Genomic DNA, 19,396 nt, shown 5'->3' on the forward strand with positions numbered 1-19,396 from the left:
TCGACACCAGGCGTGTTTCCGAAGCGGCATTGCACCGCCTTGCCCGGTTTGAGGTGACGCTAGCATCGGCCTGACGCAGCGAAAAGCGCGAGCGGGAGCAACAATTTCCCGCAGCAATCGCGGGTGCCTACGCCGCTATGGCAACGATCGCAGCCGTACGGGTGAGGCCCGGTGCAGGAGCAGGACCTGCGCCACGGCGATGACCAGAACACCATACAGCGCGAACATCACCGCCTGCGTCTGCGTCCAGCCTTGATCGAAGATCGAGCGCCCCATGAACAATGCGGCGCGGCCGAGGTCCGGCTGGTAGGAGAACAGCATGACAGCGCCGATATTATTGGCGAAATGCGCGCCCATCGCCGCTGCCAGATTGCCGCTCGCCATCAGAAGCCAGCTCATGCTCAGCGAGAAGCCGAGGATGACGAAGATGCTCGCCAGGTTCATCGCCATCGAAGCCTGGCTTTGCCAATGCATCGCTGTGAACAGCAGCGTCGGCATGGCGAACCAGATGATCGGCGTCGCGAAGCGCGCCGCCAGCGCCTGATGGAGGTAGCCGCGAAACACCAGCTCTTCGGCTGAGGTTTGCAGGGACAGGATGACGAGGAGCAGAGGCGCCGCCGCCAGCCAGCTGGACAGGCTGGCACTGCCGCGGACGATGGTCGGATCGATGAGCAAAGCGATCGGCCCGATCACGAAGCCGACGACCAGCGTGACGAGCGCACTTCTGGCGAAGTCCGGCCAGTACAGGCGCCCCTCTATGCCGAGCACGCCGCGCAGCGGCCGCCGGTGGACGACCTTCACGACCAGCCAGACGGCGAGCCAGAGCGGCGCGATCGACAGCAGCATGACGAAGGGCCAGATCCGGTCGCCGGTCAGTTCCGTCAGGTCGATGAGCGCGAGGACACCTCCGAAGCTCTCCGGCCGTGTCCCGTCGCGGACCAAGATGAAGACCGCCGCGCCATAGACGAAGGCAAACGATCCGGCGAACCAAATGACGGCGACCATCGCGACCGAGAGGAGGATGCGCCACAGCGCGTTCTTCCCATTGCGAGCCGCGTCAACATAGGCGGCAAAACGGCTCTCTCGCATCAGGATATCCAGGCTCGCATCCACCCGTATGCGTATAGACGTCGAAGCCCCGGCACGTCAGGCCCGGCGAACAAAAAAAGGGCGGCCCGAGGACCGCCCTTTCCGAAATGCTTGCTGCCTGAAAGACTCAGGCCGCCTGCTCGTCATCCGCCGTGAAGACCGGGCCGGAATCCTTGCCCTTGGCGTCGACATCGCGATCGACGAACTCGATCACGGCGAGCGGGGCGTTGTCGCCGAAGCGGAAGCCGGCCTTCATGATACGCAGATAGCCGCCATTGCGCTCCTTGTAGCGCGGGCCGAGGACCGCGAAGAGCTTGCCGACCAAAGCGACGTCCTTGATCTGCGCGATCGCCTGGCGGCGGGCGTGCAGGTCGCCGCGCTTGCCGAGCGTGACCAGCTTCTCGACGACCGGACGCAGGTCCTTGGCCTTCGGCAGCGTGGTGGTGATCTGCTCGTGCTTGATCAGGGCCTGGGCCATGTTGGCGAACATCGCCTGGCGATGCTCGGCCGTGCGGTTGAAACGACGACCGCGGAAACCGTGACGCATGTTTGGCTCCTTCGTTGCTTACGGCCGCCGTGCCACGGAACGGCCGTCCTTTATGCTCCGACGCATCTGACGCCGGGCGGGGAATGGCGCGGGTTTGCCCCGCGCCGGGGTCTCAGTAATGCTCTTCGAAGCGCTTCGCCAGCTCTTCGATGTTCTCCGGCGGCCAGCCCTGCACGTCCATGCCGAGATGGAGGCCCATAGTGGCGAGCACTTCCTTGATCTCGTTCAGCGACTTGCGGCCGAAGTTCGGGGTGCGCAGCATCTCGCCTTCCGACTTCTGGATGAGGTCGCCGATATAGACGATGTTGTCGTTCTTCAGGCAGTTCGCCGAGCGGACCGACAGCTCGAGCTCGTCGACCTTCTTGAGCAGAGCCGGGTTGAACGGCAGCTGCGGCGCGGTCGAGACGGCCTCTTCCTTGCGCGGCTCTTCGAAGGTGATGAAGACGGCAAGCTGGTCCTGCAGGATGCGGGCGGCGAGCGCCAGCGCATCCTCGGGGGTGACCGAGCCGTTGGTCTCGATCTGCATGGTCAGCATGTCGCGGTCGAGGTTCTGGCCCTCGCGGGTGTTCTCGACGCGATAGGAGACCTTCTTGACCGGCGAGTAGAGGCTGTCGACCGGGATCAGGCCGATCGGCGCGTCCTCGGGACGGTTCTGCTCGGAGGGGACATAGCCCTTGCCGGTGTTGACCGTGAACTCCATGCGAATCTCGGCCCCATCGTCGAGCGTGCAGAGCACGAGCTCGGGATTGAGGATCGAGACGTCGCCGATGGTGTTGATGTCGCCGGCGGTGACGACGCCCGGGCCGGTCTTGCGCAGGGTCATGCGCTTGGGACCCTCGCCCTGCATCTTGATGGCAATCGCCTTGATGTTCAGGACGATGTCGGTGACGTCCTCGCGAACGCCCGGGATCGAGGAGAACTCATGCAGTACGCCGTCGATCTGGACGGCGGTGACGGCAGCGCCCTGAAGCGAGGAGAGCAGCACGCGACGCAGCGCATTGCCGAGCGTCATGCCGAAGCCGCGCTCGAGCGGACGCGCGATCACGGTGGCCAGACGCTTCGGGTCGTCTCCGACCTTGACTTCGAGCTTGTTCGGCTTGGACAGATCCTGCCAGTTCTTGCTGATCACGACCGCACTCCTGGTGCTTCAATAATGGCGGCGGCGGGCCGCCCCGTACCGGCGTCCGCCCCTGCGGACGCCGCTTCGATCCGGCGTGGCGTCAGACGCGGCGGCGCTTGCGCGGCCGGCAGCCATTGTGCGGGATCGGCGTCACGTCGCGGATCGAGGTGACGGTGAAGCCGGCGGCCTGCAGCGCGCGCAGCGCCGACTCGCGGCCCGAACCCGGACCGGTGACCTCGACCTCAAGGGTGCGCATGCCATGCTCGGCAGCCTTGCGGGCAGCGTCCTCAGCCGCGACCTGAGCGGCATAGGGGGTCGACTTGCGCGAACCCTTGAAACCCATCGTGCCGGCGGACGACCACGAGATCGTGTTGCCCTGCGCGTCGGTGATGGTGATCATGGTGTTGTTGAACGAGGCGTTCACATGCGCGACGCCGGAAACGATGTTCTTGCGTTCGCGACGACGGACGCGTTGGGCTTCCTTGGCCATAGTCTCTTTCTTCCATCCTTCAGGCGCGCCCGTGATGCCAGGCGCTGGGGACGCCGCCTGCTCCGAGAGGGATCAGGCGGCCATTGCAGCGGACCGGTTGCCCGGCCCGCCGAAACTCACTTCTTCTTGCCGGCGATCGGCTTCGCCTTGCCCTTACGGGTGCGGGCGTTGGTGTGGGTGCGCTGGCCGCGCACCGGCAGCGAGCGGCGATGACGCAGGCCGCGATAGCAGCCGAGGTCCATCAGGCGCTTGATGTTCATCGAGACTTCGCGGCGCAGATCGCCCTCGACGAGATAGTCGCGGTCGATCGTCTCGCGAATCTGCAGGACCTCGGCGTCGGTCAGTTGGTTGACCCGGCGCTCGGCGGCGATGCCGACCTTCTCGCAGATCTCCTTGGCCTTGTGGGCGCCGATGCCGTGAATGTACTGCAGACCGATGACGACGCGCTTGCCAGTCGGAATGTTGACGCCCGCGATACGAGCCATGTTCTTCACCTCTCCATCGGGCCGCAACGCCGAGCGTTACGGCAATGACGATAACTCCGCGTCCGGTGGAGGCCGGCCCTTGCGGAGCGTTGAACCCGATCCATACGCAAACGCGACGCCGTCCCTTCTCCCGAAGGCATCGGCATCGCTCATCTGAAACCGGATGGCGGGTCGTTAACGGGTTGAGCGCAACGAGTCAACCCGTCGCACCCAAGAAACATGCCAAGACCGGCAAGGCCGCCTTCCCTTCTCCCACTCATCTCAGGCTTGCCCGAGATAAGCAACTCAAAGTGTCGAAGCCGCGACAGCCGACTTCGATCCGGGAGAATTCTCCTACTTCTTCACCAACGGGCACTTGCTCTCCGACAGTGGCGCAATGATCTCGGCAGCCGGGATCTTGCGGACCACCTTGAAATAGTCCCACGGCGCCTTCGATTCGGAGGGCGCCTTGGCCTCGACCAGCAGCATGTCGTTCATCAGGCGACCGTCTTCGCGGATCTTGGCGCCGGGCGCATAGAAGTCCTCGACCGGTAGCTCCTTCATCTTGGCCGCCACCGCAGGTCCCGCCGCCGAGCCGGCCGCCTTCACCGCCTTGAGATAATGCAGCACCGAGGAATAGACGCTGGCCTGGATCATGCCCGGCATCTTCTTGGTCCGCGCCATGTAGCGGTCGGCCCAGTCGCGGCTCGGCTTGTCGGCGTCGTGGTAATAGGCGGTGGTGGTGATCAGCCCCTTGGCCTTGTCGAGGCCGAGGCCATGCACGTCGCTCAGCACCACGACCATGGCGGCGAGCTTCTGGCCGCCATCGACCAGGCCGAACTCGCCGGCCTGCTTGATCGAGTTGATCGTGTCGGTGCCGGCATTGGCGAACGCCACGATCTTGGCCTTGGAGGCCTGCGCCTGCAGCAGGAAGGAGGAGAAGTCCGGCGTCGACAGCGGCGCGCGCACCGTGCCCAGCGTCTTGCCCTTATTGGCCGCGACGATCGCCTCGATATCGGCGGTGAGCTGATGGCCGAAGGCGTAGTCGGCGGCGATGATGTACCATGTGTCCCCGCCCTCGCGCAGGATCGACAGCGCCGTGCCCTTGGCCGAGGTCGCCGTGTCGAAGGTCCACATGAAGCCCGTCGCCGAGCAGTCCTCATTGAACAGCCGTGTCGTCGCCGGCCCGTTGTAGAGCGCGACCTTCTGCTTTTCCTTGGCGATGCCGGCGACCGCGAGCGCGACCGCGGAATTGGTCAGGTCGGCGATGGCGGTGACGCCGTCGACATCGTACCAGCGCCGCGCCAGGCCGGCGGCGACGTCCGGCTTGTTCTGGTGGTCGCCCGAGACGATCTCGATCGGCTTGCCCAGCACCGAGCCGCCGAAATCCTCGATCGCGAGCTTGGCCGCCTCGACAGAGCCGAGCCCACCGAATTCGGCATAATTGCCCGACTGGTCGTTGAGGATGCCGATCTTGACCGCGTCCTGCGCACGCACGCTCGATGCCGTCGCCAGCAGCGCCGCCGCCACAAGGCAAGCAACCCGTTTCATGCCGTCCTCCCGGTTTCCGGCCGGTCGGCCAGCCGGCGATGGCTGATGCCACCGGCCGTCGGCTGCCGCCGCCATGTCTTGGCCATCATGGGCCTGGGGCCGAGTTCAATCGGCGGGAGGAGATGTGTCAATTGCAACCGCGGCGCGCGAAACCGCGCCTGCGCTGGCGCAAATGCGCACGGGCTGCCGATCAGTAAGGCTTTATGAAAGCGCGCCGCATCGCCTCGTCGATCTCCTCGCGCTGCTTCTGCTGCTTCTCGTCGAGCTCCCGCCGCTCCCGGTGGTAGCGGGCGTTCCATTCCTGCCATTCCCGCTTTTTCGCAAGAGCCGTGACTTGCCCCTCGGTCGACCAGATTCCGGCGAGGTTGCTGCCGGCAACGACGATGCCGATCAGCGGCAGCACGATCTTGATCGTATCCCAGGCCGAGAACGGTCGTGGCGTCCCGCCCGCCGCGACCACCTTCCGGCCGGCCACAGCCTGCGCCTCGGTCGCATCCGGCCGGCGCGCGGCATAGACCACCGGCACGCTCGGCCTCGGCCTGTCAGGTTCTCCGCCGAAGGCCCGCCAGCGCAGCTCGACCGCGGCGCGCAGCACTTGCGGCTCGACGGCGACGAATTCCGCATGCAAGGCGCACTGGACCACGTCGCCCTTCGCGATGAAGGCCGTCTGGTGCCAATATGGCCCGCGTTGGAACAGCGACTTGATGTGCAGGTTCGCCCAGTAGAACTGCTTGGTGACCAGCACCACGCTGACATCGTTGTAGTGCAGATTCCGCGGATAGCGCGCCAGCCAGTGCCAGACCACGATATCGATCGTGTCGATACCCCTGATCTCGCGCCAGGGGATGAAGCCCTCCTTGCGCGATGACGACCAGCGTATGTGCACCCCGTCCGGAGACAGCACATAGACCGGCTTGCCCCGCCGGAACCGTCTCCGCAGCGCGAAGACCAAGAGGCCGATGCCGACGAGGATCGCCGCGGATGCGCCGAAGGTCTCGCCCGGACGCGGCCAGTGGGGAATCTCCATCGCGAAGATGAAAAGGCCGCAGAAGAGGGTCAGCAAGCCGATCGGCAGCCAGCTCGCGAATTCCGCGTCCAGCCAGTATTCGAGCGTCTGATGGACATCCGAAGGATCGACCTGCACGGCCAGCCCGCCCGCTCTTCCAGGCTACAGGATGCCACAACTCGGCGGGTTTGGAACGCCAGGGCTTCAGATCTCACGATCGGTGGGCTGCGATGATGCTCACAGGAGCTTCCCGTTGCGCCAAGGCTCTCGCCAGACGCCTGCTGACACGTCTGGAGCGTGTGCCGACTTCCACTGGAACCACGGTTGTCATCCTGGGCGAGCGAAGCTCGGCCCGGGATCCATCGTAAAGTTTCGGAGCCCTAGGATGGATCCCGGAGCTGCGCGGCCTCGCCGCTTGTCCAGGATGACGGCATGGCTCCGGGTAAAAGCCGGGTGCTATAGCTTGTTGAGGTCCGTATAGGGGCAAATGACAAACAACGCCGGAGGGGCCAATGAACGAGACCCGGCATGTCAGATTGTTCCGCGATGGCGGCAATCAAACCGTTCGCATCCCCGTCGAATTCGAGCTTCCCGGCGACGAGGCGTCGATCCGTCGCGACGGTGACCGCCTTGTCATCGAGCCGCTGGCGAAACGGGGCCTGTCCGATCTGCTCGCAAGTCTGGAGCCACTCGAAGAGGCTTCCACCGAGATCGACGATCCGCCGCCGGCTTCCGAGCGTAACCTTTAACGCTCGCCCCCGCCGCTGTTCGGCTCACCGCTTGCGCACGAATTCCGTGCGCAGCACCAGCCCCTTGATGCTCTCGTGCCGGCAGTCGATCTCCTCGGGATTGTCCGTCAGCCGGATCGAGCGGATCAGCGTGCCCTGCTTCAGGGTCTGGTTGGCGCCCTTGACCTTGAGGTCCTTGATCAGCGTCACCGCATCGCCGTCGGCCAGGATGTTGCCGGAGGCATCGCGGACCTCGGGCCGCTGCGCCGCAGCGGCCGCCAGCTCCGAGGCCGGGCGCCATTCGCCGGTCGCCTCGTCATAGACATAGTCGTCGTCGCCATCGGCCATTGGTACGCTCCATCGCAAGAAAAAGCCGCGCGGCGAGAACCGCGCGGCCTCTGAATGATCAATCGGGCTGGCGATCAGCCGGCCAGCGCCTGGTCGATCGCAGTCGCAACCTGCTCGATCGGCTGCATACCGTCGATCGGGGTGAGCTGGCCACGCTTGTCGTAATAGGGCGCGACGATCGCGGTATCGCGGTTATAGGCTTCGAGCCGGGTCTTGAAGACCTCCGGGTCGTCGTCCTTGCGCACCGGCTGGCCGGCGGCCTTGGCCTCCTCGGCGCGACGCACGATCCGGTCGACCAGCTTGCTCTGGTCGACGCGGAGCTCCAGCACCTTGTCGAGCTTCAGCCCCTTGCCGGCCAGCATCGAGTCGAGCGCCTCGGCTTGCGCCAGCGTGCGCGGGAAACCGTCTAGGATGAAGCCCTTCTTCGCATCGGCTTCTTCGATGCGGTCGGCGACGATGCCGATGACGATCTCGTCCGAGACCAGCCCGCCAGCATCCATCACCGCCTTCGCCTTGAGGCCGACCGGGGTGCCGGCCGCCACGGCGGCGCGCAGCATATCGCCGGTCGAAAGTTGCGGAATGCCGTGCTTCGCGACGATCCGTGTCGCCTGAGTGCCTTTACCCGCCCCCGGCGGCCCCAGGAAAATCAGCCTCATCAGCGCCTTGCCCCCCTCAACTTCGCCTTCTTGACCAGCCCCTCATACTGATGGGCCAGGAGATGACCATGGACCTGAGCGACCGTGTCCATCGTCGTCGTCACCACGATCAGCAGCGAGGTGCCGCCGAGCAGGATGATCGGAATCTGGGCATAGGTGATCATGAACTCCGGGATCAAGCAGACGATAGTCAAATAGGCGGCGCCCAGCACGGTGATCCGGGTCAGCACCCGGTCGATATGCTCGGCGGTGCGCTCGCCCGGGCGGATGCCGGGCATGAAGCCGCCATGCTTCTTGAGGTTGTCCGCCGTCTCGACCGGATTGAACACGATCGCGGTGTAGAAGAAGCAGAAGAAGATGATCAGCGCCGCATAGAGGAACATGAACAGCGGCCGGCCATGCGCGAGATAGGTCGCCATCGTCGACAGGATGCCGGTGCCGCCCGAAGCCTGCGAGAAGCTGGCGATCGTGGTCGGCAGCAGCAGCAGCGAGGAGGCGAAGATCGGCGGGATCACGCCGGCGGTGTTGAGCTTCAGCGGCAGGAACGAGGTCTGGCCCTCATACATGCGGTTGCCGACCTGGCGCTTGGGGTAGTTGATCAGGAGGCGGCGCTGGGCGCGCTCGACGAAGACCACGAAGGCGATGACGCAGACCGCCATCACCATGACGAGCAACAGCAGGCCGGTCGAGATCGCGCCCTGGCGGCCGAGCTCGAGGGTCTGAGCCAGCTGGGCCGGGAACTCGGCGATGATGCCGGCGAAGATGATCATCGACGTGCCGTTGCCGATACCGCGGCTGGTGATCTGCTCGCCGAGCCAGAGCAGGAACATGGTGCCGCCGACCAGCGTGATGGTGGTCGAGATCAGGAAGAACGGCCCGGGTTCGAGCACGAGATTACCCGAGCCTTGAAGACCCACGCCGATGCCCCAGGCCTGGAACAGCGCCAGCACCAGCGTCAGGTAGCGCGTGTACTGGTTGAGAATCTTGCGGCCCGCCTCGCCTTCCTTCTTCAGCGTCTCGAAGGTCGGGACAACGCTGGAGAGCAGCTGGATGATGATCGAAGCCGAGATGTACGGCATGATCGCCAGCGCGAAGATCGCGAGCCGGCCGACCGCACCGCCGGAGAACATATTGAACAGGCCGAGCACGCCCGTCTGGGTCTGCTTGAACAGGTCGGCGACCGCATCCGGGTTCATACCGGGCAGCGGGATATAGGTGCCGAGCCGGTAGACGATCAGCGCCCCCAGCGTGAACCAGATCCGCTTCTTCAGCTCGTCGGCCTTGGCCAGCGCGCCGAAGTTCAGGTTTGCCGCAAGCTGTTCAGCCGCCGATGCCATGCGTCCGGTCCTTGGGTGATTCTCTGGTCGAGGGCCTGTTCCACAAAGGTGGGTACCACTTTTGCGAAGAGAACATGCCCAGGGATTCTGTCGCAGCGCCCATTCTGATCGCTCAACCGGGACCGGTCGAACGGAACATGCGCCAGACAGTCGAACGGCGGCCAAGGCTTCGGGCCCGGCCGCCGCTCGCGTTAGTCATGTAAGCGTGGAAGTCACGCCTGTGAAGCGGCAGCCGCCAGGATCTTGACCGTGCCGCCAGCCTTCTCGATCGCCTCGACGGCCGACTTCGACGCACCGGCGACCTCGAAGGCGAGCTTCGCCTTGAGCTCGCCGACGCCGAGGATCTTGACGCCGTCCTTGGCCTGCCGGGTGATGACGCCGGCGGCGACCAGCGCCTCGACCGTCACGGCACCCTTGGCATCGAGCTTCCCGGCTTCGACCGCCTGCTGGATGCGACCGAGATTGACCTCGTTCAGATCCTTGGCGAACAGGTTGTGGAAGCCACGCTTCGGCAGGCGCCGATAGAGCGGCATCTGGCCGCCTTCGAAGCCCTTGACCGCCACGCCGGCGCGAGCCTTCTGGCCCTTGACGCCACGCCCGCCGGTCTTGCCCTTGCCGGAGCCGATGCCGCGGCCGACGCGGATGCGCGACTTGGTCGCGCCTTCGTTGTCACGAATATCAGTGAGTTTCATGGTGCGCCCTCCTCACTTCGCGTCGACGACGCGGACGAGGTGCTTGACCTTCTCGACCATGCCACGCGCAGCCGGCGTGTCCTGCAGGGTCGATTGGCGGCGGATCTTGTTCAGGCCGAGACCGATCAGGGTCTGGCGCTGCGAGGCGTCGCGGCGGATCGGCGAACCGATCTGCTCGACGGTGAAGGTCTTCTCAGCCTTTGCCATCGAGCCCTCCTCACGCGTCCGCGCCGGCATCCGCGCCAGCATCGCGGCGGCGGGTCTGCAGGGCCGAAACCTTGAGCGAGCGACGCGCGGCGACGCTGCGCGGCGAATCCTCGTTCTTCAGCGCATCGAAGGTGGCGCGCACGAGGTTGTACGGGTTCGACGAGCCGAGCGACTTCGAAACCACGTCCTGCATGCCGACCGCCTCGAAGACGGCGCGCATCGGGCCGCCGGCGATGATGCCGGTACCGGCCGGGGCAGCGCGCAGCACGACCTTGCCGGCGCCATGGCGGCCCTGGACGTCGTGATGGAGCGTGCGGCCTTCGCGCAGCGGGATGCGGACGAGGCCGCGCTTGGCGGCTTCCGTCGCCTTGCGGATCGCCTCGGGAACTTCACGGGCCTTGCCGTGGCCGAAGCCGACGCGGCCCTTCTGGTCGCCGACGACGACGAGGGCAGCAAAGCCGAAGCGACGGCCGCCCTTCACCACCTTGGCGACGCGGTTGATGTGGACCAGCCGGTCCACGAATTCCGAATCGCGCTCTTCGCGATCGCGGTCACGAGGTTCTCTCGCCATGTCTTCCTCTTACTTGCGCGGACGGTACCGATCGTGGCCCGCCGCTCGCTCGAGCGCTCCGGAATGGAGCGGCTTCCCAAATGCGACATGCGGGAAGCCCGTGAGGCCTCCCGCATCCCGCGGTAGTCAACCAATCAGAAGCTCAGCCCGCCTTCGCGAGCGGCCTCGGCCAGCGCCTTGACGCGGCCATGGTACATATAGGCGCCGCGGTCGAACACGACCTCCTTGACGCCGGCCTTGACGGCGCGCTCGGCAAGGATCTTGCCGATCTTCGCCGCGGCCTCAACATTCGCACCCGACTTGATGTCGGCACGGATGTCCTTGTCGAGCGACGAGGCCGAAGCGAGCGTCAGCCCCTTCGTGTCGTCGATGACCTGCGCATAGATCTGCTTGCCCGTGCGGTGCACCGACAGGCGGGCGCGGCCATTGGCCACCGCCTTGATCGCGCGGCGGACGCGGGCCTTGCGGCGCGCAGTCGCAACTGTCTGCTTGCTCATGGCTGCCGTCCTTACTTCTTCTTGCCTTCCTTGCGGAAGATGAATTCGCCGGCGTACTTGACGCCCTTGCCCTTGTAGGGCTCGGGACCGCGATAGTCGCGGATCTCGGCGGCGGTCTGACCGACGACCTGCTTGTCGATGCCGGAGATCACGATCTCGGTCGGCTTCGGCGTGACGATCGCGACCCCGGCCGGGATCGGATAGTCGATGTCGTGGCTGTAACCGAGCGAGAGCTTCAGGATCTTGCCGGCGACCGCGGCCTTGTAGCCGACGCCGTTGATCTCGAGCTTCTTCTCGAATCCGGCCGTCGTGCCGACGACCAGGTTGTTGATGCGGGCGCGCGAGGTGCCCCAGAGCGCGCGGGCGCGCTTGGTCTGCGAACGCGGCTGGACGGCGATGGCGCCGTTCTCCAGGGCGACCGAGACCTCCTCGGGAACCTCGAAGGACAGCTCGCCCTTCGCGCCCTTGACCTTGACCAGCTGGCCCGAGACGTTGGCGGTGACGCCAGCGGGGACCGAGACGGGCTTCTTACCGATACGAGACATTGAATCTCTCCTGAGCAGCGGCCTGAAAGGTCAGAAGACCTTGCAGAGCACTTCGCCGCCCACGTTCTGCTCGCGGGCAAGATGATCGGACATCACGCCACGGGGCGTGGAGACGATGGTGACGCCGAGGCCGTCGGCCACGCGCGGCATGGTCTCGACCGAGGAGTAGACGCGACGGCCGGGCTTCGACACGCGCGAGATCGACCGGATGACCGGCTGTCCCTCGTGGTACTTCAGCTCGATGTCGAACTCGGTACGGCCGTTGCCGAACTCGGTGGTCGAATAGCCGCGGATGTAGCCTTCCGACTGCAGCACGTCGAGGACGCGGGCGCGCAGCTTCGAGCCCGGGGTCGTGACGCGCGACTTGCGCCGCATCTGCGCATTGCGGATGCGGGTCAGCATATCGCCAAGCGGATCGATGATCGCCATGATGCTACCTCCTCACCAGCTCGACTTGACGAGGCCGGGAACCAGCCCCTTGTTGCCGAGCTCGCGCAAAGCAACGCGCGACATCTTCAGCTTGCGATAGAACGCGCGCGGGCGGCCGGTGACTTCGCAACGGTTGCGCACGCGGATGCCGGCGGAATTGCGCGGCAGTTCGGCCAGCTTCAGGCGAGCGAGGAAACGCTCGTCCATCGACTGGTTCTCGTCATTGGCGATCGCGAGAAGGCGCGCCCGACGGCCCGCGAACTTCTTCACGAGCGCCTTGCGGTGGTTGTTCTTCTCGACGGAGCTCTTCTTAGCCATCGATATCTCCTGGTTTCCGCGTATGAGCCCGAAGACTCACTGCCGGAACGGGAAGTTGAAGTGCTTGAGCAGGGCGCGAGCCTCGTCGTCCGACTTCGCAGTCGTGCAGACGATCACGTCCATGCCCCAGACCTGGTCGACCTTGTCGTAGTTGATCTCGGGGAACACGATGTGCTCCTTGATCCCGAGCGCGAAATTGCCGCGCCCGTCGAACGACTTCGGGTTGAGACCACGGAAGTCGCGCACCCGCGGAAGAGCAATGGTGACGAGCCGGTCGACGAACTCGAACATCTTGGTCTTGCGCAGCGTGACCTTGCAGCCCACCGCCATGTTCTCGCGCAGCTTGAAGCCGGCGATGGCGAGGCGGGACTTGGTGATGACCGGCTTCTGGCCGGCGATCATGGCAAGGTCGCCGGCGGCGTTGTCGACCTTCTTGCGGTCGGCAGTCGCTTCGCCCACGCCCATGTTGATGACGACCTTCTCGAGGGTCGGCACTTCCATGACGTTCTTGTAGCCGAACTCGGCGATCATCGCGGGACGGACGACGTCCTCGTAATGCTTCTTCAAACGCGGCGAGAGAGCCGCCTGCTGGGTATCAGCCATCGATCAGATCCCCCGAACGCTTGGCGAAACGGACCTTGCGGCCGTCATCGAGCACCTTGAAGCCGACGCGGGTCGGCTTGCCGTCCTTCGGATCGGCAACGGCCAGGTTCGACAGGTCGATCGTGGCTTCCTTGCTGATGATGCCGCCCTCGGACTGGGCGGTGGCCTTGGTGTGCTTCTTCACCAGGTTCACGCCGCGCACGACGGCGCGAGCGTCCTTCGGCAGGACCTGGAGCACTTCGCCGTTCTTGCCCTTGTCGCGGCCGGCGAGCACGACGACCTTGTCGCCCTTCTTGATTTTCGCAGCCATCACAGCACCTCGGGAGCGAGCGAAATGATCTTCATGTGGTTCTTGGCGCGCAGCTCGCGCGGAACCGGTCCGAAGATACGGGTGCCCACCGGCTCCTTCTGGTTGTTGATCAGCACGGCCGCATTGCGGTCGAAGCGGATCACCGAACCATCGGCGCGCTTGATGTCCTTGGCGGTGCGCACGACGATCGCCTTCATGACGTCGCCCTTCTTCACGCGGCCGCGCGGGATGGCTTCCTTGATCGAAACCACAATGATGTCGCCGATGCGGGCATAACGCCGCTTCGAGCCGCCGAGAACCTTGATGCACATCACGCGGCGAGCGCCGGAATTGTCGGCGACCTCGAGATTCGTCTGCACCTGGATCATGGCCTTGATCCTTCCATTCCATATCAGCGCGGTTTCCGGACAAAGGCGGAGTGCCTAAGCCCGGACTACGACTGACGGGGGTCGATCGCCCCCTGGCCTCAATGATTCGACTTACGCCTTGGGAGCGTTGTCGAGCACAACCCAGCTTTTCAGCTTGGAAATGGGCTTCGACTCCTCGATCCAAACGGAGTCACCGACCTTGAACGACCCCGCCTCGTCATGGGCGTGATAGTTCTTCGAACGGCGCACCGTCTTCTTGAGGAGCGGGTGCGTATAACGCCGCTCGACCTTGACCACAACAGTTTTGTTTTGCTTGTCACTGACGACGACGCCCTGCAGCACGCGCTTCGGCATGATTGAAACTCCTCAGGCGCTCACTGCCGCGGTCTTCGACCGCTGCAGCGTCTTGATGCGGGCGATTTCCTTGCGCACCTGGGTGACCCGAGCGGTGTTCTCGAGCTGACCGGTGGCGCGCTGGAAACGCAGGTTGAACTGCTCCTTCTTGAGCTTGAGAAGCTCGTCCTGGAGCTGGTCCGTGCTCATCACCTTGAGATCGGACAGGCGTTGCGTAGCTTTCATGTCGCCCTCCTTACTCGGCGATGCGCTGGATGAAGCGGGTCTTGATCGGCAGCTTGGCGGCGCCGAGACGGAGCGCCTCGCGGGCGATATCCTCCGGCACGCCGTCGAGCTCGAACATGATCCGGCCCGGCTTGACCTTGGCCGCCCAGAACTCGGGCGAACCCTTGCCCTTACCCATGCGGACTTCGGTCGGCTTCTTCGAGACCGGCACGTCCGGGAAGATCCGGATCCAGACTCGGCCCGCGCGCTTCATGGCGCGGGTGATGGCACGACGGGCCGCCTCGATCTGGCGGGCCGTGACGCGCTCCGGCTCCTGGGCCTTCAGGCCGAACTGGCCGAAGTTGAGGTCCGTGCCGCCCTTGGCGACGCCGGAAATGCGTCCCTTGAACTGCTTACGGAACTTAGTGCGCTTTGGTTGCAGCATGGCTCTTCTCGATCAGCCTTACGCAGCCTGCTCGCGACGTTCGCGGCGCTCACCACCGGAGCGGCCGCCCTCGTCCGAGAGGCGCTTGTCCTGGGCCATCGGGTCGTGTTCGAGGATCTCGCCCTTGAAGATCCAGACCTTGATCCCGCACGTGCCATAGGTCGTGAAGGCGGTGGCGACGCCGTAGTCGACGTCGGCGCGCAGCGTATGCAGCGGCACGCGGCCCTCACGGTACCATTCGAGGCGCGCGATTTCCGCGCCGCCCAGACGGCCCGAGCAGTTGATGCGGATGCCCTCGGCGCCGAGACGCATCGCCGACTGCACGGCGCGCTTCATGGCGCGACGGAAGGCGACGCGGCGCTCGAGCTGCTGAGCGATCGAGTCGGCGACCAGGGTCGCGTCGATCTCGGGCTTGCGCACCTCGACGATGTTGATCGTCACGTCGGCGTTCGTCAGCTTCGAGACCGTCTTGCGCAGCTTCTCGATGTCGGCGCCCTTCTTGCCGATCACCACGCCCGGACGAGCCGAGTGGATGGTGACGCGGCACTTCTTGTGCGGACGCTCGATGATGATCTTCGAGACGGCGGCCTGCTTCAGCAGCTTCATCAGGGCGGCGCGGATGGCCATGTCCTCATGGAGCAGCTTGCCGTACTCGCCCTTGTTGGCGAACCAGCGCGAATCCCAGGTCCGGTTGATGCCGAGACGAAGGCCGATCGGATTGATTTTCTGACCCATCGTTCTCTCCTCAGGCCTTGGCCGCCTGAACTTCGCGCACCACGATCGTGATGTTGGCGAAGGGCTTCATGATGCGGGCGCCACGGCCGCGGGCGCGGGCATGGAAGCGCTTCATGACGAGCGCCTTGCCGACGAAGGCCTGCGAGACGACCAGATCGTCGACGTCGAGATCATGGTTGTTCTCGGCGTTGGCGATCGCGCTCTGCAGGCACTTGCGCACATCGGTCGAGATCCGCTTGCGCGAGAACTCGAGGTCGGCGAGCGCGGTCGAGACCTTCTTGCCGCGGATGAGCTGGGCGAGAAGGTTCAGCTTCTGCGGGGAGACGCGCAGGTTGCGCGCCACCGCCTTGGCCTCGTTCTCGGGCAGCGCACGGGGGGCGGAGGGCTTACCCATGGCTTACTTCCTCTTCGCCTTCTTGTCGGCCGCGTGGCCGGGGAAGGTGCGCGTCGGCGAGAACTCGCCGAACTTGTGGCCCACCATCTCCTCGGAGACGCTCACCGGCACATGCTTGTGGCCGTTGTAGACGCCGAACGTCAGACCGACGAACTGCGGCAGGATCGTGGAGCGACGGCTCCAGATCTTGATGACTTCCGACCGGCTCGCCGAACGGGCGACCTCGGCCTTCTTCAGGAGGTATCCGTCGACGAACGGACCTTTCCAAAGCGAACGCGCCATGACGGACCTCAGTTCTTCTTCTTGCGGGCGTGACGGCTCGACACGATGAACGTATCGGTCCGCTTGTTCGAGCGGGTCTTCTTGCCCTTGGTCGGCAGACCCCAGGGCGTAACCGGATGACGGCCGCCCGAGGTGCGGCCTTCGCCGCCGCCGTGCGGGTGGTCGACCGGGTTCATCGACACGCCGCGATTGTGCGGGCGCTTGCCCAGCCAGCGATTGCGGCCGGCCTTGCCGATGTTGATGTTCATGTGGTCGGGGTTCGAGACCGCGCCCACAGTAGCATAGCACTGGCCGCTGATCAGGCGCTGCTCGCCCGAGTTCAGGCGGACGATGACGTAGCCCTGGTCACGGCCGACGATCTGGGCGTAGTTGCCCGCCGAGCGCGCCAGCGCCCCGCCCTTGCCGATCTTGAGCTCGACATTGTGGACGATCGTGCCGATCGGCAGCGAGCCCATCGGGGCGGCGTTGCCGGGCTTCACGTCGACGCTGTCGCCGGCGACGACGGTATCGCCCACCGCCAGGCGCTGCGGCGCCAGGATGTAGGAGAGCTCGCCATCCTGATACTTGATCAGGGCGATGAAGGCGGTGCGGTTCGGATCATACTCGATCCGCTCCACGGTCGCCGGGATGCCAGCCTTGCCACGACGCTTGAAGTCGATCAGGCGCAGGGTGCGCTTGTGGCCACCGCCGCGGAAGCGGACGGTGATGCGGCCGTTGTTGTTGCGGCCACCCGAGGACGACTTGCCCTCGGTCAGCGCCTTGACCGGCTTGCCCTTGTAGAGCTCGCTGCGGTCGACGATCACGAGCTGGCGAAGGCTCGGCGTGATCGGCTTGAAACTTTTCAAAGCCATGATGACGATCCTTCTCAGAGGCCCGTGGTGACGTCGATGGAGTGGCCCTCTTCGAGGGTCACGACCGCCTTCTTGACGTCAGAGCGCTGGCCGAGACGGCCGCGGAAGACCTTGACCTTGCCCTCGGTGACGAGCGTGTTGACGCTCACCACCTTGACGTCGAACAGCTTCTCGACGGCCGCCTTGATCTGCGGCTTGGTCGCGGTCTTGGCGACCTTGAAGACGACCTTGTTGTGCTCGGAGAGCATCGTCGCCTTCTCGGTGATCACGGGGCCGACGATGACGTCGTAGTGCCGTGGATCGAGGTTCTTGGACTGGCTCATTTGAAGCGCGCCTCCAGCGCATCGACAGCCGAGCGCGTCAGCACGAGCTTGTCGCGACGCAGGATGTCATAGACGTTGATGCCCTGGACCGGCAGCACGTCGACGTTCGGGATCGAACGCGCGGCCAGGCCGAAGTTCACATCGATCTCGGCGCCGCCGATGACCAGCGCGCTCGACAGGTCGAGCTTGCCGAAATGGCCGAGCAGGATCTTGGTCTTCGGCTCCGCGAGCTTCGCGTCGTCGATGATGATCAGGCCGGCGTCCTTGGCCTTCGACGAAAGCGCATGGCGCAGCGCCAGGGCCTTCACCTTCTTCGGCAGCTCGTGAGCATGGTCACGCACCACCGGGCCGAAGGCCTTGCCGCCGCCGCGGAACTGCGGAGCGGAAGCCGCGCCGTGGCGAGCGCCGCCGGTGCCCTTCTGCTTGTAGATCTTCTTGCGGGTGCGGTCGACTTCCGAACGGCCCTTCGACTTGTGCGTGCCGGCGCGGCGCTTGGCGAGCTGGTAGCGCACCATGCGGGCGAGCAGGTCGGCGCGCGGCTCGAGGCCGAAGATCGCGTCGGACAGCTCGAGCGAGCCGGCGTTACCGCCTTCAAGAGTGACGATATCGAGTTTCATCACACGTTCTCCTCAGCCTGGGCCGCAGGAGCCTCGACAGTTTCGGCCTTGCTCTCGCCGGAAACCTTGAACTTGCCCGGCAGCGGAGCATCCTTCGGCAGCGTGCGCTTGACGGCGTCACGGACGTGGATCCAGCCGCCGGCAACGCCGGGGACGGCGCCCTCGACCAGGATCAGGCCGCGCTCGGCGTCCGTCTGGACGACGCGCAGGTTCTGCGTGGTGACGCGCTCGGCACCGAGATGGCCAGGCATCTTCTTGTTCTTGAAGGTCTTGCCCGGGTCCTGACGGCCACCGGTCGAACCGATGGAGCGGTGCGAGATCGAGACACCGTGCGTGGCGCGCAGACCGCCGAAGTTCCAGCGCTTCATGCCGCCGGCGAAGCCCTTGCCGGTGGTCGTGCCGGAGACGTCGACGAACTGGCCGACGACGAAGTGGTCGGCGGTCAGCTCGGCGCCGACCGGAATCAACGCGTCGTCGCTGACGCGGAACTCGACGATCTTCTGCTTCGGCTCGACCTTGGCCACGGCGAAATGGCCGCGCTGCGCCTTCGAGACGTTCTTGACCTTGGCCAAGCCCGACCCGAGCTGCACGGCGACATAGCCGTTCTTCTCGATCGTGCGATGCGCGACGACCTGACAGTTGTCGAGCTTCAGCACGGTGACCGGGATGTGCTCGCCGGCATCGGTGAAGATGCGGGTCATCCCGACTTTCTGTGCAATCACACCGGAACGCATCGGTGCATACCTTCCCTTGGGGTCATGTCCATCCGGGGACACCGGAAACAGAGGACCCGTTTAATCGGATCAGTCGATGGTCAGACGAAGTGGATACCGGTTCGTCGCTTCGACCCTCGACAACTCAAAGCTTGATTTCGACGTCGACGCCGGCAGCGAGATCGAGCTTCATCAGGGCGTCGACCGTCTGCGGGGTCGGGTCGACGATATCGAGGACCCGCTTGTGGGTCCGCATCTCGAACTGCTCGCGCGACTTCTTGTCGATGTGGGGCGAGCGGTTGACGGTGAACTTCTCGATCAGCGTCGGCAGCGGGATCGGGCCGCGCACCTGGGCGCCCGTCCGCTTCGCGGTCGAGACGATCTCTCGCGTCGACGCATCGAGAATGCGGTGATCGAACGCCTTGAGGCGGATTCGGATGTTCTGACCGTTCATGGTCTTAGTGTCTCCGTGACGTGAAAAGGCGAAAGCCCCGAAGGGCTTCCGCCCTCACGAAAACGCGTTACGCGATGATGGTTGCGACGACGCCTGCACCGACGGTGCGTCCGCCTTCGCGGATGGCGAAGCGCAGCTTCTCTTCCAT

The 19,396-nt window shown here is 65.1% G+C and carries 33 protein-coding genes; 1 reads left to right on the forward strand and 32 read right to left on the reverse strand.

Translation table 11 applies throughout. From position 1 onward, the window contains the following. Nucleotides 1-135 precede the first annotated feature (135 nt). From AC3WLC_RS31575 to AC3WLC_RS31605, 7 genes are all read right to left on the reverse strand, one after another. A complete protein-coding gene (locus tag AC3WLC_RS31575) occupies nt 136-1,089 on the reverse strand; it encodes a CPBP family intramembrane glutamic endopeptidase (RefSeq protein WP_493687852.1) in 954 nt (317 codons plus the stop codon). Between the two features lie 127 nt (nt 1,090-1,216). Then, entirely contained in the window at nt 1,217-1,636 is a 420-nt protein-coding gene (gene rplQ, locus AC3WLC_RS31580) for a 50S ribosomal protein L17 (RefSeq protein ID WP_100962331.1), read from the reverse strand. Nucleotides 1,637-1,748: 112 nt separating this feature from the next. Next, a complete protein-coding gene (locus tag AC3WLC_RS31585) occupies nt 1,749-2,765 on the reverse strand; it encodes a DNA-directed RNA polymerase subunit alpha (RefSeq protein ID WP_346359058.1) in 1,017 nt (338 codons plus the stop codon). A 91-nt stretch (nt 2,766-2,856) separates the two neighbouring features. Further along, nucleotides 2,857-3,246 (reverse strand): 30S ribosomal protein S11, encoded by a 390-nt coding sequence (gene rpsK / locus AC3WLC_RS31590; RefSeq protein ID WP_043237079.1) that lies wholly within the window; start codon nt 3,244-3,246, stop codon nt 2,857-2,859. Between the two features lie 116 nt (nt 3,247-3,362). Then, nucleotides 3,363-3,731 (reverse strand): 30S ribosomal protein S13, encoded by a 369-nt coding sequence (gene rpsM / locus AC3WLC_RS31595; RefSeq protein WP_100962332.1) that lies wholly within the window; start codon nt 3,729-3,731, stop codon nt 3,363-3,365. Between the two features lie 333 nt (nt 3,732-4,064). Beyond that, nucleotides 4,065-5,261, reverse strand: coding sequence for an ABC transporter substrate-binding protein (locus AC3WLC_RS31600; RefSeq protein ID WP_493687853.1), 1,197 nt, complete (start codon nt 5,259-5,261; stop codon nt 4,065-4,067). A 190-nt stretch (nt 5,262-5,451) separates the two neighbouring features. Beyond that, nucleotides 5,452-6,405 (reverse strand): hypothetical protein, encoded by a 954-nt coding sequence (locus tag AC3WLC_RS31605; RefSeq protein ID WP_493687854.1) that lies wholly within the window; start codon nt 6,403-6,405, stop codon nt 5,452-5,454. Nucleotides 6,406-6,779: 374 nt separating this feature from the next. Here AC3WLC_RS31605 and AC3WLC_RS31610 point away from each other — a divergent pair, with 374 nt between their 5' ends. After that, a complete protein-coding gene (locus AC3WLC_RS31610; protein ID WP_493687855.1) occupies nt 6,780-7,016 on the forward strand; it encodes an antitoxin in 237 nt (78 codons plus the stop codon). Between the two features lie 24 nt (nt 7,017-7,040). On the opposite strand, the gene AC3WLC_RS31615 is transcribed toward AC3WLC_RS31610, so the two are convergent. The 25 genes from AC3WLC_RS31615 to AC3WLC_RS31735 form a co-directional block, all read right to left on the reverse strand. Next, nucleotides 7,041-7,343, reverse strand: coding sequence for an alkylphosphonate utilization protein (locus AC3WLC_RS31615; RefSeq protein ID WP_493687856.1), 303 nt, complete (start codon nt 7,341-7,343; stop codon nt 7,041-7,043). Nucleotides 7,344-7,417: 74 nt separating this feature from the next. Next, nucleotides 7,418-7,999 carry an adenylate kinase gene (locus AC3WLC_RS31620; protein WP_493687857.1) on the reverse strand — a complete coding sequence of 194 codons (582 nt, stop codon included), beginning with the start codon at nt 7,997-7,999 and terminating at the stop codon, nt 7,418-7,420. Next, complete coding sequence (gene secY / locus AC3WLC_RS31625) at nt 7,999-9,336, reverse strand: preprotein translocase subunit SecY (protein ID WP_346359053.1); 1,338 nt, start codon at nt 9,334-9,336, stop codon at nt 7,999-8,001. The genes AC3WLC_RS31620 and secY overlap by 1 nt, the downstream gene beginning before the upstream one ends. Nucleotides 9,337-9,548: 212 nt before the next feature. Then, nucleotides 9,549-10,028, reverse strand: a complete 480-nt coding sequence (gene rplO, locus AC3WLC_RS31630) for a 50S ribosomal protein L15 (protein WP_493687858.1) — start codon at nt 10,026-10,028, stop codon at nt 9,549-9,551. Nucleotides 10,029-10,040: 12 nt separating this feature from the next. After that, nucleotides 10,041-10,235, reverse strand: coding sequence for a 50S ribosomal protein L30 (rpmD, locus tag AC3WLC_RS31635; protein WP_091842304.1), 195 nt, complete (start codon nt 10,233-10,235; stop codon nt 10,041-10,043). 10 nt (nt 10,236-10,245) lie between these two features. Next, nucleotides 10,246-10,806, reverse strand: a complete 561-nt coding sequence (gene rpsE / locus AC3WLC_RS31640) for a 30S ribosomal protein S5 (RefSeq protein ID WP_092159597.1) — start codon at nt 10,804-10,806, stop codon at nt 10,246-10,248. Between the two features lie 134 nt (nt 10,807-10,940). Continuing rightward, nucleotides 10,941-11,303, reverse strand: a complete 363-nt coding sequence (gene rplR / locus AC3WLC_RS31645; protein ID WP_493687859.1) for a 50S ribosomal protein L18 — start codon at nt 11,301-11,303, stop codon at nt 10,941-10,943. Between the two features lie 11 nt (nt 11,304-11,314). Further along, a complete protein-coding gene (gene rplF, locus AC3WLC_RS31650; RefSeq protein WP_493687860.1) occupies nt 11,315-11,848 on the reverse strand; it encodes a 50S ribosomal protein L6 in 534 nt (177 codons plus the stop codon). Between the two features lie 30 nt (nt 11,849-11,878). Next, nucleotides 11,879-12,277 (reverse strand): 30S ribosomal protein S8, encoded by a 399-nt coding sequence (gene rpsH, locus AC3WLC_RS31655; RefSeq protein ID WP_092159601.1) that lies wholly within the window; start codon nt 12,275-12,277, stop codon nt 11,879-11,881. A gap of 12 nt (nt 12,278-12,289) precedes the next feature. Further along, entirely contained in the window at nt 12,290-12,595 is a 306-nt protein-coding gene (gene rpsN, locus AC3WLC_RS31660) for a 30S ribosomal protein S14 (RefSeq protein ID WP_092159603.1), read from the reverse strand. Nucleotides 12,596-12,631: 36 nt separating this feature from the next. Continuing rightward, complete coding sequence (gene rplE / locus AC3WLC_RS31665; RefSeq protein WP_454023936.1) at nt 12,632-13,198, reverse strand: 50S ribosomal protein L5; 567 nt, start codon at nt 13,196-13,198, stop codon at nt 12,632-12,634. Next, the gene (gene rplX / locus AC3WLC_RS31670) at nt 13,191-13,508 is read right to left on the reverse strand and encodes a 50S ribosomal protein L24 (RefSeq protein ID WP_057193254.1); all 318 of its coding nucleotides are present in this window, start codon (nt 13,506-13,508) and stop codon (nt 13,191-13,193) included. Before rplX ends, rplE begins: the two co-directional genes overlap by 8 nt. After that, nucleotides 13,508-13,876 carry a 50S ribosomal protein L14 gene (gene rplN, locus AC3WLC_RS31675; RefSeq protein WP_091842252.1) on the reverse strand — a complete coding sequence of 123 codons (369 nt, stop codon included), beginning with the start codon at nt 13,874-13,876 and terminating at the stop codon, nt 13,508-13,510. The genes rplX and rplN overlap by 1 nt, the downstream gene beginning before the upstream one ends. Nucleotides 13,877-13,987: 111 nt before the next feature. Further along, a complete protein-coding gene (rpsQ, locus tag AC3WLC_RS31680; protein ID WP_091842255.1) occupies nt 13,988-14,230 on the reverse strand; it encodes a 30S ribosomal protein S17 in 243 nt (80 codons plus the stop codon). Between the two features lie 12 nt (nt 14,231-14,242). Further along, entirely contained in the window at nt 14,243-14,455 is a 213-nt protein-coding gene (gene rpmC / locus AC3WLC_RS31685) for a 50S ribosomal protein L29 (RefSeq protein ID WP_493687861.1), read from the reverse strand. Nucleotides 14,456-14,465: 10 nt separating this feature from the next. Further along, nucleotides 14,466-14,879, reverse strand: a complete 414-nt coding sequence (gene rplP, locus AC3WLC_RS31690; RefSeq protein ID WP_057193262.1) for a 50S ribosomal protein L16 — start codon at nt 14,877-14,879, stop codon at nt 14,466-14,468. Nucleotides 14,880-14,897: 18 nt separating this feature from the next. Continuing rightward, complete coding sequence (rpsC, locus tag AC3WLC_RS31695; RefSeq protein WP_137881199.1) at nt 14,898-15,614, reverse strand: 30S ribosomal protein S3; 717 nt, start codon at nt 15,612-15,614, stop codon at nt 14,898-14,900. Nucleotides 15,615-15,624: 10 nt separating this feature from the next. Further along, on the reverse strand, nt 15,625-16,008 hold the full coding sequence (gene rplV, locus AC3WLC_RS31700; protein ID WP_091842262.1) for a 50S ribosomal protein L22: 384 nt from the start codon (nt 16,006-16,008) through the stop codon (nt 15,625-15,627). A 3-nt stretch (nt 16,009-16,011) separates the two neighbouring features. Then, nucleotides 16,012-16,290: a 30S ribosomal protein S19 gene (gene rpsS / locus AC3WLC_RS31705; RefSeq protein ID WP_493687862.1), complete on the reverse strand. Its 279-nt coding sequence runs from the start codon at nt 16,288-16,290 to the stop codon at nt 16,012-16,014. An 8-nt stretch (nt 16,291-16,298) separates the two neighbouring features. Then, on the reverse strand, nt 16,299-17,141 hold the full coding sequence (gene rplB / locus AC3WLC_RS31710; protein WP_493687863.1) for a 50S ribosomal protein L2: 843 nt from the start codon (nt 17,139-17,141) through the stop codon (nt 16,299-16,301). 14 nt (nt 17,142-17,155) lie between these two features. After that, the gene (locus AC3WLC_RS31715; protein ID WP_092159641.1) at nt 17,156-17,464 is read right to left on the reverse strand and encodes a 50S ribosomal protein L23; all 309 of its coding nucleotides are present in this window, start codon (nt 17,462-17,464) and stop codon (nt 17,156-17,158) included. Further along, entirely contained in the window at nt 17,461-18,081 is a 621-nt protein-coding gene (rplD, locus tag AC3WLC_RS31720) for a 50S ribosomal protein L4 (protein WP_346359046.1), read from the reverse strand. The genes AC3WLC_RS31715 and rplD overlap by 4 nt, the downstream gene beginning before the upstream one ends. After that, nucleotides 18,081-18,815 carry a 50S ribosomal protein L3 gene (gene rplC, locus AC3WLC_RS31725; protein ID WP_346359045.1) on the reverse strand — a complete coding sequence of 245 codons (735 nt, stop codon included), beginning with the start codon at nt 18,813-18,815 and terminating at the stop codon, nt 18,081-18,083. The genes rplD and rplC overlap by 1 nt, the downstream gene beginning before the upstream one ends. Nucleotides 18,816-18,939: 124 nt before the next feature. Then, nucleotides 18,940-19,248, reverse strand: coding sequence for a 30S ribosomal protein S10 (rpsJ, locus tag AC3WLC_RS31730; RefSeq protein WP_043237115.1), 309 nt, complete (start codon nt 19,246-19,248; stop codon nt 18,940-18,942). 67 nt (nt 19,249-19,315) lie between these two features. After that, on the reverse strand, nt 19,316-19,396 hold an 81-nt coding region (locus tag AC3WLC_RS31735; protein ID WP_493687865.1), incomplete at its 5' end, for an EF-Tu C-terminal domain-related protein.

The organism is Allobosea sp. GW821-FHT03A12, from assembly GCF_058986765.1.

Bases quoted from the DNA above. Each gene is read 5' to 3' on its own strand.
- AC3WLC_RS31575 (WP_493687852.1), bottom strand. From the start codon at position 1,089: ATGCGAGAGAGCCGTTTTGCCGCCTATGTTGACGCGGCTCGCAATGGG.
- rplQ (WP_100962331.1), bottom strand. From the start codon at position 1,636: ATGCGTCACGGTTTCCGCGGTCGTCGTTTCAACCGCACGGCCGAGCAT.
- rpsK (WP_043237079.1), bottom strand. From the start codon at position 3,246: ATGGCCAAGGAAGCCCAACGCGTCCGTCGTCGCGAACGCAAGAACATC.
- rpsM (WP_100962332.1), bottom strand. From the start codon at position 3,731: ATGGCTCGTATCGCGGGCGTCAACATTCCGACTGGCAAGCGCGTCGTC.
- AC3WLC_RS31600 (WP_493687853.1), bottom strand. From the start codon at position 5,261: ATGAAACGGGTTGCTTGCCTTGTGGCGGCGGCGCTGCTGGCGACGGCA.
- AC3WLC_RS31610 (WP_493687855.1), top strand. From the start codon at position 6,780: ATGAACGAGACCCGGCATGTCAGATTGTTCCGCGATGGCGGCAATCAA.
- AC3WLC_RS31615 (WP_493687856.1), bottom strand. From the start codon at position 7,343: ATGGCCGATGGCGACGACGACTATGTCTATGACGAGGCGACCGGCGAA.
- AC3WLC_RS31620 (WP_493687857.1), bottom strand. From the start codon at position 7,999: ATGAGGCTGATTTTCCTGGGGCCGCCGGGGGCGGGTAAAGGCACTCAG.
- secY (WP_346359053.1), bottom strand. From the start codon at position 9,336: ATGGCATCGGCGGCTGAACAGCTTGCGGCAAACCTGAACTTCGGCGCG.
- rplO (WP_493687858.1), bottom strand. From the start codon at position 10,028: ATGAAACTCACTGATATTCGTGACAACGAAGGCGCGACCAAGTCGCGC.
- rpmD (WP_091842304.1), bottom strand. From the start codon at position 10,235: ATGGCAAAGGCTGAGAAGACCTTCACCGTCGAGCAGATCGGTTCGCCG.
- rpsE (WP_092159597.1), bottom strand. From the start codon at position 10,806: ATGGCGAGAGAACCTCGTGACCGCGATCGCGAAGAGCGCGATTCGGAA.
- rplR (WP_493687859.1), bottom strand. From the start codon at position 11,303: ATGAGCAAGCAGACAGTTGCGACTGCGCGCCGCAAGGCCCGCGTCCGC.
- rplF (WP_493687860.1), bottom strand. From the start codon at position 11,848: ATGTCTCGTATCGGTAAGAAGCCCGTCTCGGTCCCCGCTGGCGTCACC.
- rpsH (WP_092159601.1), bottom strand. From the start codon at position 12,277: ATGGCGATCATCGATCCGCTTGGCGATATGCTGACCCGCATCCGCAAT.
- rpsN (WP_092159603.1), bottom strand. From the start codon at position 12,595: ATGGCTAAGAAGAGCTCCGTCGAGAAGAACAACCACCGCAAGGCGCTC.
- rplE (WP_454023936.1), bottom strand. From the start codon at position 13,198: ATGGCTGATACCCAGCAGGCGGCTCTCTCGCCGCGTTTGAAGAAGCAT.
- rplX (WP_057193254.1), bottom strand. From the start codon at position 13,508: ATGGCTGCGAAAATCAAGAAGGGCGACAAGGTCGTCGTGCTCGCCGGC.
- rplN (WP_091842252.1), bottom strand. From the start codon at position 13,876: ATGATCCAGGTGCAGACGAATCTCGAGGTCGCCGACAATTCCGGCGCT.
- rpsQ (WP_091842255.1), bottom strand. From the start codon at position 14,230: ATGCCGAAGCGCGTGCTGCAGGGCGTCGTCGTCAGTGACAAGCAAAAC.
- rpmC (WP_493687861.1), bottom strand. From the start codon at position 14,455: ATGAAAGCTACGCAACGCCTGTCCGATCTCAAGGTGATGAGCACGGAC.
- rplP (WP_057193262.1), bottom strand. From the start codon at position 14,879: ATGCTGCAACCAAAGCGCACTAAGTTCCGTAAGCAGTTCAAGGGACGC.
- rpsC (WP_137881199.1), bottom strand. From the start codon at position 15,614: ATGGGTCAGAAAATCAATCCGATCGGCCTTCGTCTCGGCATCAACCGG.
- rplV (WP_091842262.1), bottom strand. From the start codon at position 16,008: ATGGGTAAGCCCTCCGCCCCCCGTGCGCTGCCCGAGAACGAGGCCAAG.
- rpsS (WP_493687862.1), bottom strand. From the start codon at position 16,290: ATGGCGCGTTCGCTTTGGAAAGGTCCGTTCGTCGACGGATACCTCCTG.
- rplB (WP_493687863.1), bottom strand. From the start codon at position 17,141: ATGGCTTTGAAAAGTTTCAAGCCGATCACGCCGAGCCTTCGCCAGCTC.
- AC3WLC_RS31715 (WP_092159641.1), bottom strand. From the start codon at position 17,464: ATGAGCCAGTCCAAGAACCTCGATCCACGGCACTACGACGTCATCGTC.
- rplD (WP_346359046.1), bottom strand. From the start codon at position 18,081: ATGAAACTCGATATCGTCACTCTTGAAGGCGGTAACGCCGGCTCGCTC.
- rplC (WP_346359045.1), bottom strand. From the start codon at position 18,815: ATGCGTTCCGGTGTGATTGCACAGAAAGTCGGGATGACCCGCATCTTC.
- rpsJ (WP_043237115.1), bottom strand. From the start codon at position 19,248: ATGAACGGTCAGAACATCCGAATCCGCCTCAAGGCGTTCGATCACCGC.